The organism is Bradyrhizobium sp. U87765 SZCCT0048, assembly GCF_018131225.1.
Lineage (GTDB): Bacteria > Pseudomonadota > Alphaproteobacteria > Rhizobiales > Xanthobacteraceae > Bradyrhizobium_A.
In genome coordinates, this window is sequence record NZ_JAFCMM010000001.1 from 1973421 (window position 1) to 1997019 (window position 23599).

Sequence of the window (23599 nt, forward strand, 5' to 3'; positions counted from 1 at the left end):
CACGCAGCCTCAGGCAGCAGCCGTCTTCGCCTTGGCCGCCGGCTTCTTTTTTGCTGGAGCCTTCTTCGCTGCCGGAGCCTTGGCGGCAGCCTTCTTCGCGGCGGTCTCCTTCTTGGCGGCCGCCTCCTGGGCGAGCTTCTCGGCGGCAGCCTTCAGCGCGGCGGCGGTCTCTTCCTCGACCCGCTTGATGGCGCGGGCATAGCTCTCGGCGGCATTCTGAGCCGAGATCTGCAGGCGGCGGACGGCCGCGGCGGCATGAACCCTGGTCTCCTTGGCGAGCTGCCGGAAGCGATCCCTGGCGCCCTTGTCCTTGGCCTTCGCGGAGAGCGCCATCAGCCCGTCATGCCGCTTCTTGACGGCATCCTGCAGCACCTTGTTCTGCTTCTTCGCGATGTCCCGGATGACGGCATCCAGATCGGCTTCGGCCATTCCCCAATCCTTCTATGTAACGGCGGTCGATTGTGGGCCACCGTTGTAGTGGGGAGCGGCGCGTTTGGGAAGCATTCGGCGGAAATCGCCGGCGCGTCTCAGCGCGCGCCGACGTTTTCCACAGCACGCCCGCGGCGTTCGGTCCGTACGAGGCTGACACGGGCGGGGATGCAGCCGCGGCGGTCCTGCGGCCAGGTGGTGGCGACATGGGCCATTGCCACCACCATCGGGGAGATGGCGATGGCGAGCGCCCGCGCCATCACCAGCATCACCCGGAGCATGTTGAGGCTCCACATGACAACCTCCTCACGCCACGCTCAGCGCGACATCGATGTTGCCGCGCGTCGCCCGCGAATACGGGCAGAGCTGGTGGGCGGCGTCGACGACGCTGCGGGCGACTTCCGGATCGAGGCCCGGCAGGCTGACCGCGAGACGCGCCTGCAGCTGGAACGCTTCGCCGGCCGTGCCGAGATCGACCTCGGCATCGACAGCGACATCCTTCGGCAGGCTCACGCCGAGCCCCTGGGCGGCGCGGGTCATGGCGCCGATGAAACAGGCCGACCAGCCGGCCGCGAACAGCTGCTCGGGATTGGTGCCGGCGCCGGAGCTGCCGGGCCGCGACAGCGCGATATCGAGGCGTCCGTCGGAGGAGCGGGCTGCGCCGTCGCGGCCGCCGGTGGTGTGGGTCTTCGCGGTGTAGAGAACCTTGTCGATCGAGGTCATGGTCAGTCTCCTTGGTTGAATGAACGTTGCAGGGGATCAGAAGCGGTCGACGTCGAGGACGGCTTGGGCAAAGGCCTGCGGCGCTTCCTGCGGCAGGTTGTGACCGATGCCGCCGGTGATCAGGCGGTGCTCGTAGCGGCCGGAGAACTTGCCGGCATAGGCCGCGGGCTCGGGATGCGGCGCGCCGTTGGCGTCGCCCTCCATGGTGATGGTCGGCACCGTGATGACCGGCGCGGCGGCGAGCCTGCGCTCGTCGGCGTCGAAGCGCGCCTCGCCCTCGGCAAGGCCGAGCCGCCAGCGGTAGTTGTGAATGACCACGGCGACATGGTCGGGATTGTCGAAGGCCGCGGCCGATCGCGCGAAGGTGGCATCGTCGAACGCCCAGCGCGGCGAGGCGATCTGCCAGATCAGGCGTGCGAACGCCGCGCGGTTCCTGTCATAGCCGAGACGGCCACGCTCGGTCGCGAAGTAAAACTGGTACCACCACTGCAGCTCGGCCTGCGGCGGCAGCGGCATGGCGCCGGCGGCCTGGCTGCCGATCAGATAGCCGCTCACCGACACCAGCGCCTTGACCCGCTGCGGCGCCAGCGCCGCGACGATGTCGGCAGTGCGCGCACCCCAGTCGTAGCCGGCGAGCACCGCCCGCTCGATCTTCAGCGCGTCCAGCAGCGCCAGCGCATCGGCCGCCACCACGGCCTGCTGGCCGTTGCGCGGCGTCGCGTCCGACAGGAAACGCGTCGTGCCATAGCCGCGCAGGTACGGCACGATGACACGGTAGCCCCTGGCGGCAAGCAGCGGTGCGACCTCGGCATAGCTGTGGATATCGTAGGGCCAGCCATGCAGGCACAGCACCACCGGACCACCCGCCGGACCGACCTCGACATAGCCGACGTCGAGATCGCCAGCCCGGATCTGCTTCAGCGGGCCGAAGCCGTTGCCTGTCGCCGCAGCTGACGACGGCGCCGGGCCGGCGGCCTGTGCACGCGCCGTTGCAGGCACACCGAACGATGCCGCGGCCAGAGCGGCGGCTGCGGTGCCGAGAAAACGCCGGCGGCGCGGATCGACGAGGTCGGACATGAAGGGTCTCCTGGATCGGGTTGGCGGCGCCACCCTGATTTAAATCGCTTACGATTAATTCCTGTGCGATAAATAAATCGCCGCGGCGGCTGAAGTCAACCCCTTCCGATAAGATCGCATACGATATATATGGGTACGAGACTTCACATCCTTGTGTGACAAGCCAGCGCGCTCGAACGCCACAGGACCCGCTTCATGAAACGCTCCGACAAGCCCGCCGCCGACGGCCCCAACGGGCCGCGCCTCGCCGATTTTCTGTGCTTCGCCATCTATTCGGCGAATCTCGCCTATGGGCGGGCGTATCAGCCGATCCTCAAGGAACTCGGCCTCACCTATCCGCAGTACATCACCGTCGTGGCGCTGTGGGAGGAGGACGACCAGACCGTAAGCGGCCTCGGCGAAAAGCTGTTCCTGGAATCCAACACCCTGACCCCGATCCTCAAAAAGCTCGAAGGGATGGGCTACCTGACGCGGCGGCGCGATCCCGCCGACGAACGCCAGGTGCGCGTCAGCCTGACCGACGCCGGCCGCCGGCTTCGCGAGAAGGGCCTCGGCATGAACCTTGTCGCGGCTTCCGGACTGAAGCCCGATGAGTTCAGCCGGATGCAGAAGGGCATCGCCAACCTGCGCGACAACCTGATCCGGCACGCGCAGGCCGAGGATTAACTGCTGCTGGTCGGCGCGAAACCAATTTCGGGCCGTGCCGTACCTCCCATGGACGCCGGACATCGCATCTCGCGACGCCGGATGTCGTTTTCGTTCGCGACGCCCGTGGACATCCACGGACGCGTCTGGCCCATGGGAGAAAACTGATGCTGAAGATGAATGCCATTCTCGCAGCCGCCGCGATCGGTTCGCTGATGATCGCCGCCCCGGCCGTTCAAGTCATGGCCAAGGACAAGACCGTGATGGTCGGCGGAGCGCCGATGTATCCGTCGAAGAACATCGTCGACAACGCGGTGCATTCACGCGACCACACGACGCTGGTGGCCGCGGTGAAGGCCGCCGGCCTCGTCGACACGCTATCCAGCCCCGGCCCGTTCACCGTGTTCGCGCCGACCAACGCCGCGTTCGGCAAGCTGCCGAAGGGCACCGTCGAGACACTCGTGAAGCCGGAGAACAAGGCCACTCTGACCAAGATCCTGACCTACCATGTCGTCCCGGGCCGGCTGGAAGCCGCCGACCTCACCGACGGCAAGGTGCTGACCACGGTCGAAGGCGAAACGCTGACCGTCAAGAATTCGGGCGGCATGATCTCGCTGGTCGATTCCAAGGGCGGCGTGTCCCGCGTGACGATTCCCAACGTCAACCAGTCGAACGGCGTCATCCACGTCGTCAACAGCGTGCTGTTGCCGAGCTGACGGCGCGCACGCCGCGACGCACCGACCACAGCCACTGATGCCCCGGCGCGTCGCCGCCGGCCCCGCTGCAGCCTCCCGCAGCGGGGCCGTTTGCTTTCATCCCCGCGCCGCGCTGTCGTCCACGCACGAACGCACCAGAACTGCGAGCGCTGCAATGGCGTTCCGACGGAAGTGCCGGCTTGGCATCGCAAGTTGCTGCAGCAGCCGACCGACGAGCGCGGACACGAACAGTTCCGCATGGGCACGCGGCGCAGCCGATCCCGCCGCCCGCAGGGCGAGTTCGGCGCTCGCCCGCCAGGCGTCGAACAGCTCCGCCACGGCGGCGCGATGGCGCGGGTTCCGTGCCGCAGCCAGCATCGCCTCGTAGCAGGCGATGTGGATGTCGCCGTTCGTCCTGAGCTCGCGCGCATACCCGCCGACCAGCGTAGCGATCCACACCTCGACATCGAATCGTTCGCGCTTCAGCGCGTTCGCCAGCGCCTGCAGGCGGCCGACCTCACGCGCCACCGCGAGGCGGAGCGCGGCGTCGACGATGGCGTCACGCGTCGGAAAGTGATGCGTCACAGCCCCGAGCGAGACACCGGCCTCCGCCGCGACCGCGCGATGAGTCACGCTGTCGATACCGGCGCGGCCAATGACGCGCAGCGCCGCTTCAGCCAGCCGCTGCCCGCGTCCGCCTGCCGTGTCCAGCGCCGCCATGCCGAAAGCGCATCCCTGTTGCCGGGTTGACGATCCAGAACAAATGTTCTGTATTTCCTAACACAGGGTTCGGCAAACGCAACCACACCCGCGCCGATATCGACGAGGCATCGCCATGACCGCCTATCGCCTGCATTACTTCCCCGAATCCGGCAACAGCTACAAGCTGGCGCTGATGCTGGCCCTCTGCGGCCAATCGTTCGACAAGGTCTGGACCGATTTCGGCGCCGGCGTCACCCGCAGTCCGGAATGGCGCGCCAGCGTCAATGAGATGGGTGAGATCCCTGTGCTCGAGGACGACGGCCTGCGACTGAGCCAGACCGCGCCGATCCTGCTGCGCCTCGCCGCGCGCCACGGCCGCTTCGAGGGCCACGACGACACCGAGCGCTTCGAAGTGCTGCGCTGGCTGTTCTGGGACAACCACAAGCTCAGCGGCTATCTCGCGCCGCTGCGCTTCATGCGCGCCTTCACGCCGTCTCCCGATCCCCATGACATCGCCTTTTTGCAGAAGCGGCTCAAGGACACCCTGCGCGTCGCGGAACGGCACTTCGAACGTTCCGCCTTCGCCGCCGGCGAACGGCCGACCATCGCCGACATCTCGATGGTCGGCTATATGATGTTCCCGCCAGAGGAATCCGGCTACGACTTCGCCGCGAGCCATCCCGCGATCCACGCCTGGCTGGACCGCGTGCGCGCACTGCCCAGCTGGCAGGCGCCCTACGATCTGCTGCCGGGTCAACGTCTCCAGAGCTACGTGTGAAATGACCGCTCAGCCCGGCTGATCTGCTGCGGCGAGCGCCTCCTCGGGAATGGCGACGCCATCCCGCATCGCCGCCTCGCGCTGCGTGAAGCGCCGCGCACCTGGCAGGCGTGCGCCATCCTGCATCACGATCGACGCCGCCAGCGTCGTCATCAACGGTGCGAAGCGGTCGTGGCCGAAGGCGCAGGGATCGAACGCGACCATGAGTTGGCCCGTACCTGACGGGCCGCCCTCGGCATCGAGGAACGAACTGGCGGTCGCCGATGGCACGGCGCCGGCGAGGCAGACGGCCAGCACCTCGACGATCGCCGCCAGCGCCGCCCCCTTGGCGTCGCCGAGCGGCACCATGGTGCCCTTGAGGCCTGCGGCGGGATCAGTGGTCGCGTTACCGTTGGCGTCGAGCGCCCAGCCCTCGGGAATGGTTTCGCCGCGCTGCTTCGCAGCCACGAGATTGCCGCGCGCCACTTTGGACACCGAGAGATCGACAACCAATGGCGATGCATCATCGCGCGGTGCGGCGAAAGCGATCGGATTGGTCCCGAACACCGGCACGCGACCGCCCCACGGCGCCATCGCCGCCGGCGTGTTGGCGACCATCAGCGCCACGAGGCCGGCACTCGCCAGCCGCTCGACATGCCAGCCGGCGGCGCCGCAGTGGCTGGAGCGGTGGATCGCGGCGGTCGCAACACCCTGGTCCCGGGCCAGCGGCGGCAGCTCGCGCAGCGCGAGATCGATCGCCGGGTAGGCAAAGCCGTTCGCGGCGTCGACCGCGAGCACCGCAGGCGCCGTCCGGGTCGCCACCGGCGTGGCCTGGCCATCGACCTTCCCGCTTCTCAGCAGCGTCAGGTAGGTCGGGATGCGCGACAGCCCATGGCCCTTCAGGCCATCCGCTTCGGCCGTCACCAGCGCGCGCGCCACCGCACCGGCGTTATCGGCACTGCAGCCGTGACGCGCGAAGACGTCGGCGGTCCATGTGGTGGCGTCGGCGAGGCTGAGCTTCATGGGCCGCTCCTGATGGGATTGAAGCCGGAGTGTAGCGGCAAGAATCGACATGAGCGATATCGAAAGACCGTCGTGATGGACGCCGCGCAGCGGTGCTCCGGAACGACCAGAACGAACCCGACCACTCGTCAGGAGCAACGTCCCGGTTTGCAGTCCTGCTCGACCCTCATGAGGCCGGGAGCTTTCGCCTGGCCAACCCCTCCAGATGAGCACGCCGAGCCGCGGCCTTGCGCGCGCGTTCCCTGGCGCGACAGGCGCGACACCGTGTCGCCGTGGTGAACACATCGCCCTTGGCCGTCTCGTACCACCATTTCTGCTGCAGCGGCGTCCACACTTCCGCGACGCCGCAGTCCTTGCAGACAAAAGGCTGGGGCTGATAGGTCCCGCGCTCGACGAAGTGGGGAATGGAATAGCTGTTCGACGGCGCAAGTCGCGAGGGTTCGACCGCCACCTCGCCCCGCGCCAGCCTCGCCTCGAAATCACGACGGCGGCTTAGCTCGATCTCGCGGCGCGCCTGCTCGCGCACATCGTCCCTCTGCGCCTGCCGTTTGGCGTCGATCGCCTCGCGCTTCTGCTTGTTGCTGCCCATGACGGATCACCTGCCGCAACGACGCCCCCAAAGGACGGCCCACCACATTGCGGCAGGCCAACAATAGCCGAAGTCGACTGATGATGCATCAGACGCGGAAAGGCATCGCGAATACCACTGGCGCTGCGATGCATCGCCGGGTCACGGCGCTGTGCGCCGGCCCGGCATGACGACGAGAGAATGCATCCGCGCCTTAGGCGCTGCGGTAGAGCTTGGTCAGCGAGAACTCGCGGTGGCCGAGCGCTTCGGCCGCGGTGAGGCGGCCGTTGGCGGTGCGCGCGATCATGTCGATGAGGGCATCGCCGGCGTCCGAGATGGTCAGGTCGCGGCGAAGGATGCCGGTGACGTCGCAGTCGATATGCTCCGGCATGGTGCGCAGCGTCTTTGGATTGCCCGAGATCTTGATCACCGGCACGATCGGATTGCCGATGACATTGCCCTGGCCGGTCGGGAAGGTATGCACGACATAGCCCCCCGCCGCCATCAGGGTGACACACTCCGCCGCCGCAGACGACGAGTCCATGAAGTAGAGTCCCGGTCCCTTGTCCGGCGTCTCCGCCGGTTCGAGGATGTCGATGTAGCGGGAGGTGCGGCCGATCTTTTCGAGATTGCCGAGCGCCTTCTCCTCGATGGTGGTGAGGCCGCCGGCGATGTTGCCCTTGGTCGGCTGGCTATCGGAGAGATCGGAGGTCTTGTGGGCCTCGATTACCTCGTCCTGATAGGCCTTCCACATTGCGTACCAGCGCTCGCCGACCTCGGAGCTCGCCGCACGCGCCTTGCACAGGTGCTCGGCGCCTGTGATCTCCGAGGTCTCGCCGAACACGCCGTAGATGCCCTTGGGCAGCAGCTTGTCATACATGTTGCCGACGGTCGGGCACGACGACAGCCCCGTGGTGGTGTCGGACTCGCCGCACTTGGTCGAGATCCACAGTTCCGAGAGGTCGCACGGCTCGCGCTGCAGCTCGGATGCCCACTGCAGGTAATCCTTCGCCACATAGGACGCCTTCGCGATGGTGGCGATGTCGCCGTGCTCCTCGATGCCGAATCCGGCGACCGGCTTGCCGGTCTTCGCAATGCCGTCGACGACGACCTTGGTCCAGGCCGGCTCGATGCCGATCACCACGACCGCGGCGACATTGGGATTGCTGCCGGTGCCGATCAGAGTGCGGAAATGCAGGTCGAGATCCTTTCCGAACTGCAGCCGGCCATAGGCGTGCGGGATCGCCAGCGTGCCCTTGACGTTGTTCGCGACCGCTTCGCAGGCGGCATTGGAGAGATCGTCGAGCGGCAGGATCACCACATGGTTGCGCACGCCGACACGGCCGTTGTCGCGGCGCCAGCCGGTGATCGCGGACGACGTCGCACGGCTGATCGCAGGCGCCTTGTAGGACGGCATCTCGATCGAGCGCCCGCGGACGTCAGCGAGCTGCGTTTTTGCATGGGCATAGTCTGTGACGATCGATACGGGACTGGACATGGTGCCCTCACCAGCGCTTGGTCTTGGCATTGTGAACGTGAAGGTGTTCGCCCTTCCCGATCGCCGCCTTGGTGATGCCGACATCCTCGCCGTACTTCCACACCGTGGCCTGCGCCGGAATATCGTTCAGCGCCACCTTGTGGCCGATCGGAATGTCCATCTTCGCGATCAGGCGAAACGTGGTGTCGGTCTCGGTGATCAGGCACAGCATGTCGGTGCCGGCCTTCAGACCTTCGACCACCACGACGCCGCAATTATCCTTCGGCGAGTGGACCAGACAGTGGGGGTGAGTCATGGCGCCTTTCCAGAGATCCGGGGGACGGATGATCGCATTTTCTCATTCCGTCATGCCCGCGCTTGTCGCGGGCCTCCATGTCTTCACGACCTCATGACAAGCAAGGCGTGGATGGCCGGGACAAGCCCGGCCATGACGGCAACACTGACGATCGAGCGAGCGCATCGCGTGCAGATCGCTTCAAGTCTTGTATAAGATATAAGACCTGATAGGCTGTCAACGATGAAGCGCGCGCCCCTCCACCATGTTGCCGGGACCGCCGCGTCCGGCGCGGCGCGCCGCGCGGCAACGCCGGATTTCCGGCCACTGTACCGCCAGGTGAAAGAGACGCTGATCCGCCGCATCGCCGAGGGGCGCTGGACGCCGGACAAGGCGATCCCCAACGAATTCGAGCTCGCGGCCGATCTCGGCGTCAGCCAGGGCACGGTCCGCAAGGCGCTCGACGAGATGGCCGGCGAGAACCTGCTGGTGCGCTATCAGGGCCGCGGCACCTTCGTTGCCGCCCATGACGAGCCGCGGATCCTGTTCCAGTTCTTCAAGCTGACACCGGACCATGGTGCGCGCGTCTATCCTGAAAGCCGCGTGCTTGGGACCAGCGAAATCAAGGCGCCGCGTGCCACCGCCGCGGCGCTGGCGCTGCCGCCGGAGGCGCGGGTAATCCGCATCCGCCGGCTGCGCTCGCTCGCGGGCCGGCCGGCGATCGTCGAGACCATTCTGCTCCCGGCGACGCGGTTCACCCGCCTCACCGGCTCCCCGATCCCCAACAACCTCTATCAGCTCTACGCCACCCGTTTCGGCGCGCGCATCGCGCGGGCCGAGGAGCGGCTGAAGGCCGTGGCGCTCTCGGCGACGGACGCCGGCGCGCTCGGCTCGCCGCCACGCACGCCCGCCCTTCTCATCGACCGCACCGCCTTCGACCTCGAAGGCCGCGCGGTCGAACATCGTCTCAGCGTCTGCCTCACCGAGGCCACTCATTACCTGTCGGATCTGAGATGACGCGCGCAGCGGCGCCGGACGCGACCTGTCCCGCGCCGCCATCGACCAACCCTGCCGGCCGCTCTCGCAGCTGACGACAGTTCCGCTTCCTTCGCACCGCTCTGCTACATTCTGAATGTCACGCTTCTCCCGGGGAGGACGACAAGAATGAGTTTCGCGATCCGTTGCCGACGCCTTGCTCTCGCCCTGCTGGTGCTTGCCGGCGTCGCACGGCCCGGCGACGCCGCGGCCGACGACTACCCGACCCGCATCATCACACTGGTGGTGCCATTCGCGGCCGGCGGCCCATCCGACGTCATCGCCCGTCTGCTCGCGCATTCCATGAGCCAGACGCTGGGACAGCAGGTCATCGTCGAAAATGTCGCCGGCGCCGGCGGCACCATCGGCGCCGCACGGGTCGCCCGCACAGCGCCGGACGGCTATACGCTGCTGATCCATCACCTCGCGCTGACGGCTGCGCCGAGCCTCTACAGCAATCTCAGCTACGACACCAGGACGGCATTCACACCGCTCGGCCTCATCAACACCGGACCGATGGTGCTGGTCGGACGCAAGACGCTGGCCGCACAGACCGCGCAGGAGCTGGTCGCCTATTTCAAGCGCGAGGGCGACAAGATCACCATGGCTCACGCCGGCGTCGGCTCCAACGCCCATCTCTGCGCCATCCTGCTCAGCCAGGCCATCGGCCTCAAGCAGGTCTACGTGCCTTACAACGGCACCGGTCCGGCGATGAACGATATCGTCACCGGCCAGGTCGACGCGCTGTGCGATCAGTCGACGACTGCAGTGCCGCAGATCGTCAGCGGCACGGTGCGCGGCTACATCGTCACGTCGGCGACGCCGATCGACGCCATCAAGGAGGTCGCGACCGCCCCCGCGGCGGGACTGCCGGAGTTCGACATGGCAATCTGGCACGGCCTCTACGCGCCGAAGGACACGCCACCGGCAGTCGTTGCCAAGTTGAACAAGGCGCTGGCCATCGCGCTCGCCGATTCCCTGGTGATCGAGCGCTTCAAGGCGGTCGGCACCACGCCGTTCCCGCCATCCGAATGGTCACCCGAGGCACACAAGACGCGCTTCCTCGCCGAGATCGACCGGTGGGGCGGTCTGCTCAAAACGGCGGGTGTGACGCCGGCGACCGCGCGTTGACCTGGAGATGCCGATGTCCGCGTTGAGCAAGACCGACATCATCGCCTGCCTGCGCGACCATCGGCTCGCCGTGATCGCGACCCGCGCAGCCGACGGCGCGCCGCAGGCGGCCGTCGTCGGCATCGCCGTCTCCGATGGATGCGACGTGATCTTCGACACCACGTCCGACAGCCGCAAGCACATCAACCTGACGCGCGATCCGCGCATCGCACTCGTGGTCTACGGTGCCGAGGAGACGACGCTGCAACTCGAGGGCCTCGCGCACATGATGCCGGCCAGCGGCGTCGATGGCGCCGCGTTGCGCGAGGCCTATTATGCAACGTGGCCGGACGGGCGCGATCGCCTGCGCAGGCCGAATCTTGCCTACTGGCGCATCGCCCCGCACTGGGCACGTCTGTCGAACTTCGCCGCGACGGCCGTGATCCGCGAATGGACCTCACCAGCCTGAACGGCCGGGCATCGACGTGCGAACGCGATTGCGCTAGAGACGCCTCCGACCGCTGTAATTTTCTGACGATCGAGCCGTCCCGCATGCACAGTCGACCGCGCCCGCCCGCCCCCTGCCTTGCTGCAACGCAACAAAAGAGGGGCCAATGAGCGGCCATGGCATCGTCATTCTCGGCGCGGGCCATGGCGGCAGCCAGCTCGCGGCGAGCCTGCGACAGGAGGGGTTCGACGGCCCGGTCACGCTGGTGTCGGACGAGACCGACATTCCCTATCACAAGCCACCGCTGTCCAAGGCTTTCCTCAAGACGCCGGACATGGCGCCGCAGTTGCTGCGCGCCGAGAGCACCTATGTCGACAACGCCGTCACGCTGCGGTTCGGCGCGCGCGCGACCGCGCTGGACCTGCGTGCGCGGCGGCTCGAGTTCGCCCAGGGCGCACCGCTGCCGTTCGACCATCTCGTGCTCGCCACCGGCGCGCGGGCACGCCGCCTCACGGTTCCCGGCCACGACCTCGCGGGCGTCTTCACCCTGCGCACCGTCGGCGACGCACGCGCGCTGCGCGCGGCGATCCCGACCGCGCAGGCTGTCGCCGTCATCGGCGGCGGCTTCGTCGGGCTGGAGGCCGCGGCCTCGCTCGCCGGCCTCGGCAAGCAGGTGACGGTGATCGAGGCGGCGGACCGCATTCTGGGCCGCGTGCTGGCGCCGCCGATGTCGGCCTACATGGCCGAGCTGCACAAGAGCCTTGGCGTCAAGCTGCTGACCGGCACGGGTGTCGCCCGGCTTGAAGGCGCGAACGGCCACGTCATCGCGGTGCTGACCACCGACGGCGCACAAATCGCCGCCGACATGGTCATTGTCGGCATCGGCGCCAATCCCGATATCGCCCTTGCCGAGCAGGCCGGCATCGCCTGTGACAACGGCATCGCTGTCGACGGCACGCTGCGCAGCTCGGTCGCGGAAGTCCTCGCGATCGGCGACTGCGCGTCCTACGAGCACTGGCAGACCGGCAGCCGACTGCGCCTCGAATCCGTGCAGAACGCCACCGACCAGGCGCGGCATGCCGCACGCGTGCTCACGAACAAGCCGGAAACGGCGGGCTATCGCGAGGTGCCGTGGTTCTGGTCCGACCAGGGACCGGCGAAGCTGCAGATGGTCGGCCTCGCCCACGGCGCGACACGCCAGGTGATCAGCGGTGCGGCGGAGGACGGCGCATTCTCGATCTACCACCTGCGCGATGACGAACTGCTGGCGATCGATTCCATCAACCGCCCCGCCGACCATATGCTCGGCCGCCGCATGCTGGCGTCGGGCTTCCATCCCGGCGCCGCGCTGATCGCCGAAGGCCCGGCCGCGCTGAAAGCCGCGTTCGCGGAGTTCGGCAAGGCCGTGCCGAGCGCGCGCTAGGATCTTTCCGAGCCGTCCGCCCTCGGTTGTGGCGCGAACCTGAAGCATGCCGGGATTTCCCGGCACCTTCGCGCTCGATCTAACACCCTGAAACATAACAGTATTCACGACCAGCCCCGCGACCTCGGCCAACCTGCAGCGATTTTTCACGACAGGTTCGCGCAGACGCCGCCTTTTCGCCAGCAAGCCGAACAGGTTAAAGGCTGAGCAGTCGCCTCCTTCGCGGAGGCGTGGATAGAAACGCGCAAGGCGCAGCGCCGGTCATCGCGCAGCAGGCCGTCGCCTCCTTCGCGGAGGCGTGGATAGAAACATGTTGAAGTGCTCGCCTGTCGCAAACATGATCCGTGTCGCCTCCTTCGCGGAGGCGTGGATAGAAACCCCCAAAACAGAAAGTACCCGGCGCGACGATCAAGGTCGCCTCCTTCGCGGAGGCGTGGATAGAAACGTATTCACGCCAGTGCCAAAGTAGCTCAGCGGAAGTCGCCTCCTTCGCGGAGGCGTGGATAGGCATACGTCGATCGCGCAGTCGGGCCCCATACCCCTGCCCACCAGACCCGCACAGAATACCATCATCGGAGTTGACCACCCTTACCACGACAGAAGACTTGACGAGGCAGCCTCCAGTTTCCACACTTGGAGAATTCGATTTTTTGTTCTTTCGAAGCTCCGCCATTTTCTGCTCCGGCTTCATTCATCCGTCGATTGTCCTCCCTCCGGCAGCGCCATGCACTACGCGCATTCGACCAAACGCGCTGATCGCTCCGACTGGCAGCGGCTTCTCGATCATCTTAACGCAGTCGCACGCCTCGCTGCGGAACTGGGCAACAAGTTCGGCGCAGGCAGGGCTGCAGCGCTGGCGGGGCTTCTCCATGATCTCGGCAAGTATGCGCAAGCCTTCCAGATCTACATTGGAGGCCACGGACCGAGCGTCGATCATGCCACCGCCGGTGCCCAGCAAGTGCTGAAACTGCCGATCGAAGGGCGCGACAGGGCGATCGCCGATCTGCTGACCTATGCCATCGCGGGCCACCATGGGGGCCTGCCCGACCGGAGCGCGGAGACCGGATCGCTCGACGAGCGCCTCGAGAAGAAGCTCTCTCCACTGGACCCGGTCTGGCGCAACGAACTCATCCTCGATGCCACCAAACTCGCGCCCACACACTTCAGACCGCATCCCGATCCAGCCCGCGTTCCCTTTCAGCTCGCCTTTCTCGGCCGCATGCTGTTCTCCTGCCTGGTGGATGCTGACTTCCTCGACACCGAGTCGTTCTATGCCGAGCGTGAGGGCCGACAGGTTGATCGCCACTGGCCGCGCTTGCGCGATTGCATCAGCAACCTGATCGCCGCGCTCGACACCCACATGGCGGACAAGCAGCACAAGGCGCCGGCGACACCGGTCAATCGGCTGCGCGCCGAGATTCTCAGCCATGTGCGCGGCAAAGCCACGCTCGAACGTGGCCTGTTCACACTGAATGTGCCGACCGGCGGCGGCAAGACGCTCACTTCGCTCGCCTTCGCACTCGACCATGCCCGACACTGGAGAATGCACCGTATCATCTATGCGATCCCCTTCACGTCGGTCATCGATCAGACCGCCGCCATTTTCCGCAACGTATTGGGCTCCGATATCGTCCTGGAGCACCATTGCGCGCTCGAGCCGGCCACGGCAGATGCTGAGGATAGATTCAGGAACGGCGATCGGGAAGCCAAGCTGCGGCTGGCGATGGAAAACTGGCAGGCGCCGGTCGTCGTCACCACCAATGTGCAACTGCTCGAGAGCCTGTTCGCCAATCGCCCGTCGCGCTGCCGCAAGCTGCACAACCTCGCCAATGCGGTGATCGTGCTCGACGAGGCGCAGACGATTCCGCACCACGTATTGCGGCCGAGTGTCGCTGCGCTGGACGAACTGGCCCGCAACTATGGCTGCACCATCGTGCTGTGCACGGCGACGCAGCCGGCACTGGCCGCACCCGGTTTTGGCGGCGGCTTCACGATCAGTCCGGAGCGCGAACTCGCTCCCGATCCAGCGCGGCTGCACCGAGCGCTTGCCCGCACCACCCAGCGCCTGCGCGGGCCGATGACCGACGACGAACTGATCGCCGAGATCGCGGACACCGATCAGGCGCTCGTCATCGTCAATAGCCGTCGGCACGCGCTCACCCTCTATCGCGCGGCCAAGGAGCATGGCATCGCTGCCCTGCTCCATCTCAGCACCCGCCAGGCCGCGATCGACCGGCGCCCGTTGCTCGATGCCATCCGATCGCGCTTGCGTGACAAACAGCCATGCCGCGTGATCGCAACCTCACTGGTCGAGGCCGGCGTCGATCTCGATTTTCCCCGGGTCTGGCGCGCCGAAGCGGGCCTCGACCAGATCACCCAGGCTGCCGGCCGCTGCAATCGTGAGGGAGGCCGCCAGCCCGACGACAGCATCGTCACCATCTTCCAGCCCGCGCAAGCCAGGGCGCCGAGTGAAATCGCCGGGCTGATCGGCGACACGCGACGCATCCTCGCCGAGCATCACGGAGATCTGTTCACGCCGGAGGCCATTGCAGCGTATTTTCGCGAGGTCTACTGGCGCAAGGGCGATGCAGGTCTCGACCGCATCATGGTGCCCAACGCCGACGGCCTCATAACCCCGGTACAGACGCTGCAGCAGTTTGCCGTGAGCAGCGGCCGCAGCAGCTTTGCCTACCGCCGGGTCGGCGATGGATTCCGTCTCATTCAGAACGGAATGCAGCCGGTGATCGTCCCACGCGACGAAGATACCGAACGCACGCTTGCAGCGCTACGCAACGGACTGCCGCCCGCAACCGCCGCGCGGCGTCTGCAACCTTACATCGTTCAGGTGCCGCCGAGGGACCATGCCCGCCTGATCAGGAACGAGCAGGTCCAATATGTCGACGATCTCGGCGACCAGTTTCCGGTGCTGACCGCCATGCGGCTCTATACGCCGGAGGTCGGCTTGATGTGGGAAGATGCGGACACACTCGGCATTGACGAATGGCTGATCTGAGGACTGTACATTGCGACCACTTGTCAAAATGCTCTTGTCCTGCTGCACACTGCATGCAAGCATGAGTTGCACAAATTCATGACCACGACAGAAAAGAAGAAAGACCGAGGCGGGGCGCTCATGTCGTACGGAATTCGTCTCCTCGTGTCGGGGAGATGGGCATTGTTCACGCGCCCGGAGATGAAGGTCGAGCGCGTCTCCTATGATGTGATGACGCCGTCAGCTGCGCGCGGCATCCTCGAAGCCATTCACTGGAAGCCGGCGATCCGCTGGACCGTCGATGAGATTCGGGTGCTCAAGCCAATCCGCTTCCAGTCGATCCGGCGCAACGAGGTCGGCGCCAAGGCCTCGACCCGCGCCATTGCCGCCGCCATGAAAAGCGGCGACATCGGCAATCTCGCCCTCGTCATCGAAGACAACCGCCAACAGCGCGCCTCGATGGTGCTGAGCGACGTCGCCTACGTGATCTCCGCGCATTTCGAATTGACCGCCAAGGCCGGCCCCGACGACAACGTCGCCAAGCACCTCGACACCTTCAACCGTCGGGCACGCAAAGGGCAGTGCTTCCATCAGCCCTGCCTCGGCACCCGCGAATTTCCCGCCCATTTCGAGCTGCTCGCTCCCGATGCGCCACTGCCGCCGGCGATCGAGGACACGCGCGACCTCGGCTTCATGCTCTATGACATCGATCACGCCCGCGGCGGCGCGTCGCTGTTCTTCCGTGCCGCGCTCGACAAGGGGGTGGTGAAGGTGCCGCCGCCGGATTCACCGGAGATCCGGCGATGAGCGCGCTGGCCTCCCTCGTGCGAGCCTATGACCGCATGGCCGCCCGCGGCGAGGTACCGTCGTTCGGCTACTCGCTGGAAAAGATCAGCTTCCTGATTGCGCTGCATCCGGACGGCAGTGTCGCGCACGACCCGATTGACCTGCGCCAGAGCGAGGGGAAGAAGAGGTCACCGACTTTACTAGCTGTACCACAACCTCCCAAACGGGCGTCAGGCATCGCCCCGAACTTCCTCTGGGACAAGACCGCCTATGTGCTCGGCGTAACCGCCGGCGAAGGCAAACGCACCGCGAAGGAGCACGCGGCATTCATATCGAACCATCGAAATTGGCTGGCCAACAGCGACGACGAGGGGTTGCAGGCCCTTTTGCGATTTCTTGAGAGCTGGACACCCGCCGAGTTCGCGGCCCGCGGCTGGCCCGATGATATGAAGGATCAGAACATTGTGTTCGCGCTTGAAAGCGAACGTCTGGTTGGTATCCGGCTCCACGATCGGCCTGCTGCACGAGATCTCTGGGGCCGTCTGACCACCGCCAAAGGCAAGAGCGAAGCTGTTTGCCTTGTTACCGGCCATCGTGGTGCCGTTGCCCGCCTCCATCCCGCGATCAAAGGCGTTTGGGGCGCCCAATCCGCGGGCGGCTCCATCGTCTCCTTCAATCTCGACGCCTTCAAATCGTACGGCAACGAGCAGGGCGACAACGCTCCCGTCTCGGAGGCCGCGGCATTCGCCTACACATCCGCGCTCAACCGCTTTCTCGCGCGCGACAGCGGCCATCGCATCCAGGTCGGCGACGCTTCCACGGTGTTCTGGGCCGATGCCTCGGACGCGGCTGCGGCACAAGCCGCGGAAGACATCTTCGGCAGCTTTCTCGCCGTCGACGAGAAGGTCGAAGCCGGCAAGATCGAAAGCCTGCTCGCCAAGCTGCGCGCCGGACGGCCGATCGAGGATTTTCGCGTCGATCTGCCGCCCAACGTGTGCTTTTTCATCCTCGGACTTGCGCCGAACGCGGCGCGGCTGTCGATCCGCTTCTACATCGAGGATGATTTTGGCGTCATCGCGCAGCGCTACCTGCGCCACCTCGACCGCATGCGTATCGATCCGCCGCCGCGGGATGAAGCGCCGTCGCTCTGGAAGATGCTGATCGAGACGGCGGTACTGCGCAGGAGCGAGAACATCCAGCCCAATCTCGCCGGCGAATGGTTGCGGGCAATCCTGACCGATACGCCTTATCCCGCAACGCTGCTGTCCGCCCTGATCATGCGCCTGCGCGCAGACCATGACGTCAACGCCATGCGCCTCGCCATCCTGAAATCCATCCTGATCCGGAACTTCGAAGTGAGGGCCCCCGTGTCGCTCGATCCAAACTGCAAAGAGCCCGGCTACCTGCTGGGCCGGCTGTTCGCCGTCTACGAACACATCCAGTCGATGGCGCTCGGCAGCAACGTCAACGCGACCATCAAGGACAAGTTCTACGGCGCTGCGTCAGCGCAGCCGCGCAAGGTCTTTCACCTGCTGGAATCCGGATCAGCCAACCATCTGTCGAAGATCGGCAAACAGCGGCCGGGCCTACGGGTCAACCTGGAAAAAGCGGTGGGGGCCATCATGGAAGTGATGTCGCCGGATAAAGACCCATTTCCCGCGAGCCTCCCCGACAAGAGCCAGGCCCTGTTCGGTCTCGGCTACTACCACCAACGCAACGAGTTCTTTCGCAAGCCTGCCAATTCCGACGCCGGGGAGACCCAGGAATGACCGCCCTCACCAACCGCTACGATATTGTCTACCTGTTCGACGTGACACGGGGCAATCCGAACGGCGATCCCGACGCCGGCAACCTGCCGCGCCTCGACCCCGAGACCAATCATGGACTGGTGAGCGACGTCTCGCTCAAGCGCAAGATCCGTAACTACACCGAGCTCGCCAAGGGCGACCAGCCGGGCTACCGCATCTATGTGCAGGAAGGCGCGATCCTCAACGAGAAGCACCGCGAAGCCTACAAGGCCGTACGCGGCGACACCGACAAGGTCGCGAGGGACGCCAGGCTCAATCCGCAGGGCGACGAGGAAGCCCGCGCCCTGACGAAGTTCATGTGCGACAACTTCTTCGATGTCCGCACGTTCGGCGCAGTGATGAGCACCGGCATCAATGCCGGCCAGGTGCGCGGCCCGGTGCAGGTCAGCTTCGCCAGCTCGGTCGAGCCGATCCTGCCGCTGGAAATCTCCATCACCCGCATGGCCGCCACCAGCGAGAAAGAGAAGAGCGACCGCGACAAGGGCAACGACGGCGATGAGCGCACCGAGAACCGCACCATGGGGCGCAAGCACATCGTTCCTTATGGCCTCTACCGCGCCCACATCTTCGTCAATGCCAAGCTTGCGGAGCGCACCGGGTTCGGACAGGACGATCTCGATCACCTGTTCAAGAGCCTGTCGATGATGTTCGAGCATGACCGCTCCGCCGCCCGGGGCGAGATGGCGGCGCGACGCGGCATCGCCTTCAAGCACGCCTCGAGCCTCGGCAACGCTCATGCCCACGCGCTGTTCGACCGGGTCAAGATCCAGCGCAAGGTGGACGACGACCTGTTCGAGATTGGCAGTGATCGCCTCGGCAACTACCTTCCGGCCCGCCGCTTCTCCGACTACCACGTTACGGTCGATCGCGACGGCCTGCCCGACCAGGTCGAGATCGTCGAGCTGTTCTGATCGCAGGAGGTTGGGATGGAGGATCACGACGACCCCATCCCCCTCTCTGCGCTTCAACACGCGGTCTACTGTCTGCGCCAGGCCGCACTGATCCATGTCGAGCGTCTGTGGGAAGAGAATCGCTTCACCGCGGAAGGACGCGTGTTGCACGATGTCGCGCATGATCCCGCCGAGCGCAGTCGGCGAGGCGTCAGGCGTGTGACCGCGCTCCCGCTGTCCTGCCGCCGCCTCAATCTCGCCGGCGTCGCCGATATCGTCGAATTCCGTTCAGACAAAGCCGGAGAGACGCCCTATCCCGTCGAATACAAGCGCGGCAAGATCAAGCTGCATCGCGCCGACGAAGTTCAGCTCTGCGCACAGGCGCTGTGCCTGGAGGAGATGACGGGCAAGGCAGTGCCGGAGGGCGCGATATTTTATGCCGAGACCAAGCGCCGCACCGTCGTGCCGTTCGATATGGCGCTGCGGCAACTCACGGAGGACACCGCCCGGCAGATCGGTCGCGTGATCGCCGCAGGGCATACGCCGCCGCCGCTCTATCGCAGCGACCGCTGCCGCGCCTGCTCTCTCATCGAGCTCTGCCGCCCGAAAGCGGTCAAGCAATCCGCCCTCGAATTTCGCTTGAAAGCAGTTCGGAACGCCATCGCCCACGATGAGCCTGCATCGTGAAGAAACTTCTCAACACGCTTTACGTGACGACCGAAGGGGCAAGTCTCCGCAAGGACGGCGAGAATCTGGTCGCAGAAGTGGATGGTACCGAGCGTGCACACGTTCCCTTCCACATGCTGGGCTCGGTGGTCGCTTTCGGCGCCATCCTGATTTCGCCACCATTGATTCAGGCGCTCGCACCGCTCGGCATCACCGTCGTCCTTCTTGATCGCGCCGGGCGTTTTCAGGCCAGGATCGAGGGACCGGTCAGCGGCAACGTGCTGCTGCGGCGCGCGCAATACCGCGCCGCCGAGGCCCCCGACGATCTCGTGCGTGGCCTGATTTCGGCCAAGGTCGCCAATCAACGGGTCGTGCTGCAACGCGCCTTGCGCGACTATGGGGAAGACATGACCGAAGAGCGACGTAAGGACGTCGCAACAGTCGTGGATCGCCTGGCACGCATCCTTGATCGCGTGGCGTTCACCAACGAAGGCATCGATACGCTGCGCGGCGCAGAAGGAGAGGCGGCTCAGAACTACTTCTCCGTCCTTGGGCATCTTGTTCGCTCGCCCGACCGGGAGATTCAATTCCGCGGGCGCAGCCGCCGCCCACCGCTCGATCCGGTCAATGCGGTGCTGTCCTTTCTCTACACGTTGCTTACGCACGATTGCCGCAGCGCAGCCGAAGGGGTCGGACTCGATCCTGCGGTCGGCTTCCTGCATCGCGAACGGCCAGGACGGCCAAGTCTCGCACTTGATCTGATGGAGGAATTGCGGCCCGTGCTGGTGGACAGATTGGCGCTATCCCTGATCAATCGCCGTCAGTTGCGAGCGCGGGATTTCGAAACCAGAGATGGCGGCGCGGTCCTGCTTACCGACGAGGGCCGGCGGACGACCCTCACTGCCTGGCAGGATCGCAAGAAGGAGGAGCGCAAACATCCATTTCTAGATGAAGCCGCACCTCTCGGGCTGATCCCGCACTTGCAGGCCCAGCTTCTCGCACGGCACTTGCGCGGGGATCTCGACGCTTACCCGCCCTGGTTCTGGAAATAGCGAACTCATCATGCTCGTCCTTGTGACCTATGACGTGCGTACGAGCGAGCCGGGCGGAGAGGCGCGCCTGCGGCGCGTCGCCAGAGCCTGCCGTGACTATGGCCAGCGGGTCCAGTTTTCAGTTTTCGAGATCGAGGTCGATCCGGCACAATGGGCCAGGCTGAAGGCCCGCCTTGAGGGCTTGATCAAACCCGAGCATGACAGCCTGCGTTACTATTATCTGGGTGCCAACTGGCAAAGGCGCGTGGAGCATGTGGGCGCCAAGCCCGCAGCCAATCTCGGCGGCCCCTTGATCGTCTAACAACCCCGGCGCGAACCGCAAGCGCACCCGAATCTTCCGGGATGTTCGCGCTCTCCGTAAGACGCTGATGATAAAATAGAATCCGGCGACATATCACTCACAGCACAGACGCAAAGACGATCAGCGCGACCACTTCGCGCAACGGACATAATTTCCCATGACAACAGAATAGGTTAGAGCAGGAGCGGTCGCCTCCCCCGCGGAGGCGTGGATAGAAACTGCGATCTGGTCGAACACTAGAAGACGGGGGAGGTCGCCTCCCCCGCGGAGGCGTGGATAGAAACACCTGAAGATTGCTGAGACCAGCAAGCATCAGATTGTCGCCTCCCCCGCGGAGGCGTGGATAGAAACCGGAAGCATATAGCCTTCATCGATAAAGACGCCGATGGTCGCCTCCCCCGCGGAGGCGTGGATAGAAACGCCACCACGCTGGCTACCGTGAACGCGTCGCCAGGAGTCGCCTCCCCCGCGGAGGCGTGGATAGAAACGCAGCGCGGCTTCTTCGGCGGCGCGGTCCTGGCCGTCGCCTCCCCCGCGGAGGCGTGGATAGAAACCTCCAGCGCCATCCGGTCTCAACGGCCTTCTGAGCGTCGCCTCCCCCGCGGAGGCGTGGATAGAAACTACACGTGGCGGGAACTGCGCCGCGGAAATCGAGTCGCCTCCCCCGCGGAGGCGTGGATAGAAACATCGATGGCGATCTTGGGCGAGTTGAAAGCAATCGCGTCGCCTCCCCCGCGGAGGCGTGGATAGAAACAGAAGCTGCTGGCGATGGGGGTGGACGGCGCGGGGTCGCCTCCCCCGCGGAGGCGTGGATAGAAACGATAGATTCTGCCGGAGTGAAGACCCCATCCGATTGTCGCCTCCCCCGCGGAGGCGTGGATAGAAACAGAATCTGCAGCCGTATCTCAATCAACAGGGCGCGGGTCGCCTCCCCCGCGGAGGCGTGGATAGAAACGGCGCGATTGATCCACGCGCTCTTGCGCACGAGGATGTCGCCTCCCCCGCGGAGGCGTAGATAGAAACCTTCTGCCAAGCTCGCAGCCATTCGCGAGCGAGGAACGTCGCCTCCCCCGCGGAGGCGTGGATAGAAACCACGGAGACGTGCAATATGACCTGAAGCCAAGCCGTCGCCTCCCCCGCGGAGGCGTGGATAGAAACCGCTATTTGATCGCCACGTCCTCGTTCACGGTGACGTCGCCTCCCCCGCGGAGGCGTGGATAGAAACAGACCCGGTCTCACCGGTCCCCGCAAAGTGTCGCGTCGCCCCCCCCCGCGGAGGCGTGGATAGAAACTCCGCCATCAACGCCTCAACGTCCTTGCCTCCACTGTCGCCTCCCCCGCGGAGGCGTGGATAGAAACTTCTGGTTCGTCGATGCCAGCCTGTCGGCTCCAGGTCGCCTCCCCCGCGGAGGCGTGGATAGAAACCAGATTTCGGGTTCGGCGACCGATCAGGGCGTGTGGTCGCCTCCCCCGCGGAGGCGTGGATAGAAACGGCTCGCAGATCGCGATGAGATCGCGCAGCCCCTCGTCGCCTCCCCCGCGGAGGCGTGGATAGAAACAAACCATCGTTGTTTCCTATTTCGGGGCGACTGCTGTCGCCTCCCCCGCGGAGGCGTGGATAGCAGCCAGGTCACTGTGCCCGGGCTCTGTCGGGTGACGTTCGTCGCCTCCCCCGCGGGGGCGTGGTTGAAAACATCGCGCAGACGGCGTGAACGTATGTCGCCTCCAGGCACCTGGCATTGCGTATGTGCTGCGCAGCACCACGAATATCCCCCGCTTTGAACGATTCCAGCGGCAAGGCCACCAGAAGGGATTATAGCCGCCAAGCGGATATGCCACACACACCGTCTCCTCCACCGGTCCGACGCACCCCGCGGTTCACCCGGTGCGGGCGCGACCGACGGTGAGACGATGACCGGACCGACCCTGCGCCGCTGGCTGTGGGTGCACAAGTGGACCAGCCTGATCTGCACGCTGTTCCTGCTGCTGATCTGCATCAGCGGCCTGCCGCTGGTGTTCCGCGACGAGATCGGCGACCAGCAGGATGACGGCCTGCCCTATGCCAGCGTCGGACTGGATGCCCGGAGCGTAAACCTCGACGAGGTCGTCGCGACCAGCCGCAAGATGTATCCCGGTGAAACCATCGTCTCGGCGTTCGTCGACGACGACGAGCCCAGGATCATGGTGTTCATGGCGCCGTCGTGGGAGGCGTTCAACGCCGACCGCAAGTCGATGCACTGGATCCGGTTCGATTCCCACGCCGCGAAAGTGCTCAAGCAGTCGAAGCCGTCCGACCAGGACGGCGCTCGTTCCTCGACGTGATGCTGAGCCTGCACCGCGACCTGTTCATCGGCCTGCCCGGCGAGCTGTTCATGGGGATGATGGCGCTGCTGTTCGTCGTCGCCATCGTGTCGGGCGTCGTGGCGTACGGGCCGTTCATGCGGCGGCTGAAATTCGGCACGGTGCGCAACGAGCGCTCGTCGCGGCTGCGCTGGCTCGACCTGCACAATCTGCTCGGCCTGGTGACGCCGGCGTGGGCGCTGGTGGTCGTCTGGGCGCTGATCGACTTCGTCACCATCGTGGTGCTCGACAGCGGGCTTTATCTGTGGCTGTCGCGGCGCCCCTCGCCACTGCACTGCCTCGACGACATAGATCAGGACGGCAAAGCCCGGCTGACGCAACCCGCAGGATAAGGCA

General features: G+C 65.6%; 23 protein-coding genes, 1 pseudogene and 2 CRISPR repeat arrays. Of the genes and pseudogenes, 15 read left to right on the forward strand and 9 right to left on the reverse strand.

The annotated features are described in order from the left end of the window. Positions 1-9 precede the first annotated feature (9 nt). The 4 genes from JQ639_RS08640 to JQ639_RS08655 form a co-directional block, all read right to left on the reverse strand. Positions 10-429 (reverse strand): hypothetical protein, encoded by a 420-nt coding sequence (locus tag JQ639_RS08640; RefSeq protein ID WP_211965713.1) that lies wholly within the window; start codon positions 427-429, stop codon positions 10-12. A gap of 98 nt (positions 430-527) precedes the next feature. Continuing rightward, the gene (locus tag JQ639_RS08645; protein ID WP_211965714.1) at positions 528-725 is read right to left on the reverse strand and encodes a hypothetical protein; all 198 of its coding nucleotides are present in this window, start codon (positions 723-725) and stop codon (positions 528-530) included. A 10-nt stretch (positions 726-735) separates the two neighbouring features. Further along, on the reverse strand, positions 736-1152 hold the full coding sequence (locus JQ639_RS08650; protein WP_211965715.1) for an organic hydroperoxide resistance protein: 417 nt from the start codon (positions 1150-1152) through the stop codon (positions 736-738). A gap of 36 nt (positions 1153-1188) precedes the next feature. Then, a complete protein-coding gene (locus JQ639_RS08655; RefSeq protein ID WP_211965716.1) occupies positions 1189-2229 on the reverse strand; it encodes an alpha/beta fold hydrolase in 1041 nt (346 codons plus the stop codon). Between the two features lie 195 nt (positions 2230-2424). Between JQ639_RS08655 and JQ639_RS08660 the strand changes: the two genes are divergently transcribed. Next, the gene (locus JQ639_RS08660) at positions 2425-2895 is read left to right on the forward strand and encodes a MarR family winged helix-turn-helix transcriptional regulator (protein WP_211965717.1); all 471 of its coding nucleotides are present in this window, start codon (positions 2425-2427) and stop codon (positions 2893-2895) included. Positions 2896-3041: 146 nt separating this feature from the next. Further along, positions 3042-3590 carry a fasciclin domain-containing protein gene (locus tag JQ639_RS08665; protein ID WP_211965718.1) on the forward strand — a complete coding sequence of 183 codons (549 nt, stop codon included), beginning with the start codon at positions 3042-3044 and terminating at the stop codon, positions 3588-3590. Positions 3591-3686: 96 nt separating this feature from the next. On the opposite strand, the gene JQ639_RS08670 is transcribed toward JQ639_RS08665, so the two are convergent. Further along, entirely contained in the window at positions 3687-4289 is a 603-nt protein-coding gene (locus JQ639_RS08670; RefSeq protein WP_211965719.1) for a TetR/AcrR family transcriptional regulator, read from the reverse strand. A gap of 115 nt (positions 4290-4404) precedes the next feature. On the opposite strand from JQ639_RS08670, the gene JQ639_RS08675 reads away from it, so the two are divergent. Next, positions 4405-5049 (forward strand): glutathione S-transferase family protein, encoded by a 645-nt coding sequence (locus JQ639_RS08675; RefSeq protein WP_211965720.1) that lies wholly within the window; start codon positions 4405-4407, stop codon positions 5047-5049. Positions 5050-5058: 9 nt separating this feature from the next. Here JQ639_RS08675 and JQ639_RS08680 read toward each other — a convergent pair whose 3' ends face one another. From JQ639_RS08680 to JQ639_RS08695, 4 genes are all read right to left on the reverse strand, one after another. Beyond that, positions 5059-6051, reverse strand: coding sequence for an Ldh family oxidoreductase (locus JQ639_RS08680; RefSeq protein ID WP_211965721.1), 993 nt, complete (start codon positions 6049-6051; stop codon positions 5059-5061). 166 nt (positions 6052-6217) lie between these two features. After that, positions 6218-6640, reverse strand: coding sequence for a zinc-ribbon domain containing protein (locus tag JQ639_RS08685; RefSeq protein WP_211965722.1), 423 nt, complete (start codon positions 6638-6640; stop codon positions 6218-6220). A 193-nt stretch (positions 6641-6833) separates the two neighbouring features. Further along, complete coding sequence (locus tag JQ639_RS08690; RefSeq protein ID WP_211966529.1) at positions 6834-8036, reverse strand: UxaA family hydrolase; 1203 nt, start codon at positions 8034-8036, stop codon at positions 6834-6836. An 88-nt stretch (positions 8037-8124) separates the two neighbouring features. Beyond that, on the reverse strand, positions 8125-8412 hold the full coding sequence (locus JQ639_RS08695) for a UxaA family hydrolase (RefSeq protein ID WP_211965723.1): 288 nt from the start codon (positions 8410-8412) through the stop codon (positions 8125-8127). Positions 8413-8634: 222 nt separating this feature from the next. On the opposite strand from JQ639_RS08695, the gene JQ639_RS08700 reads away from it, so the two are divergent. The 12 genes and pseudogenes from JQ639_RS08700 to JQ639_RS35625 all read left to right on the forward strand — a co-directional run bounded on the left by JQ639_RS08700 (position 8635) and on the right by JQ639_RS35625 (position 23595). After that, entirely contained in the window at positions 8635-9408 is a 774-nt protein-coding gene (locus tag JQ639_RS08700; protein WP_211965724.1) for a GntR family transcriptional regulator, read from the forward strand. 147 nt (positions 9409-9555) lie between these two features. Continuing rightward, entirely contained in the window at positions 9556-10557 is a 1002-nt protein-coding gene (locus tag JQ639_RS08705) for a tripartite tricarboxylate transporter substrate-binding protein (protein ID WP_211965725.1), read from the forward strand. Between the two features lie 13 nt (positions 10558-10570). Beyond that, the gene (locus JQ639_RS08710) at positions 10571-11005 is read left to right on the forward strand and encodes a pyridoxamine 5'-phosphate oxidase family protein (protein ID WP_249123020.1); all 435 of its coding nucleotides are present in this window, start codon (positions 10571-10573) and stop codon (positions 11003-11005) included. 145 nt (positions 11006-11150) lie between these two features. Further along, a complete protein-coding gene (locus JQ639_RS08715; protein WP_211965726.1) occupies positions 11151-12407 on the forward strand; it encodes an NAD(P)/FAD-dependent oxidoreductase in 1257 nt (418 codons plus the stop codon). Positions 12408-12617: 210 nt separating this feature from the next. Then, positions 12618-12918: a CRISPR direct-repeat array (repeat unit 32 nt; unit sequence GTCGCCTCCTTCGCGGAGGCGTGGATAGAAAC). Positions 12919-13131: 213 nt separating this feature from the next. Continuing rightward, entirely contained in the window at positions 13132-15420 is a 2289-nt protein-coding gene (gene cas3, locus JQ639_RS08720) for a CRISPR-associated helicase Cas3' (RefSeq protein WP_211965727.1), read from the forward strand. A 120-nt stretch (positions 15421-15540) separates the two neighbouring features. Continuing rightward, the gene (gene cas5c / locus JQ639_RS08725) at positions 15541-16206 is read left to right on the forward strand and encodes a type I-C CRISPR-associated protein Cas5c (RefSeq protein ID WP_211965728.1); all 666 of its coding nucleotides are present in this window, start codon (positions 15541-15543) and stop codon (positions 16204-16206) included. Then, positions 16203-17954: a type I-C CRISPR-associated protein Cas8c/Csd1 gene (gene cas8c, locus JQ639_RS08730; protein WP_211965729.1), complete on the forward strand. Its 1752-nt coding sequence runs from the start codon at positions 16203-16205 to the stop codon at positions 17952-17954. Before cas5c ends, cas8c begins: the two co-directional genes overlap by 4 nt. After that, positions 17951-18904, forward strand: coding sequence for a type I-C CRISPR-associated protein Cas7/Csd2 (gene cas7c, locus JQ639_RS08735; protein ID WP_211965730.1), 954 nt, complete (start codon positions 17951-17953; stop codon positions 18902-18904). Before cas8c ends, cas7c begins: the two co-directional genes overlap by 4 nt. A gap of 15 nt (positions 18905-18919) precedes the next feature. Next, positions 18920-19570, forward strand: a complete 651-nt coding sequence (cas4, locus tag JQ639_RS08740; protein WP_211965731.1) for a CRISPR-associated protein Cas4 — start codon at positions 18920-18922, stop codon at positions 19568-19570. Continuing rightward, a complete protein-coding gene (gene cas1c / locus JQ639_RS08745) occupies positions 19567-20601 on the forward strand; it encodes a type I-C CRISPR-associated endonuclease Cas1c (protein ID WP_211965732.1) in 1035 nt (344 codons plus the stop codon). Before cas4 ends, cas1c begins: the two co-directional genes overlap by 4 nt. A 10-nt stretch (positions 20602-20611) precedes the next feature. After that, positions 20612-20902, forward strand: a complete 291-nt coding sequence (gene cas2 / locus JQ639_RS08750; protein ID WP_211965733.1) for a CRISPR-associated endonuclease Cas2 — start codon at positions 20612-20614, stop codon at positions 20900-20902. A gap of 187 nt (positions 20903-21089) precedes the next feature. Next, positions 21090-22596: a CRISPR direct-repeat array (repeat unit 32 nt; unit sequence GTCGCCTCCCCCGCGGAGGCGTGGATAGAAAC). Positions 22597-22813: 217 nt separating this feature from the next. After that, positions 22814-23595: pseudogene (locus tag JQ639_RS35625) on the forward strand (PepSY-associated TM helix domain-containing protein). Positions 23596-23599: the final 4 nt, after the last annotated feature.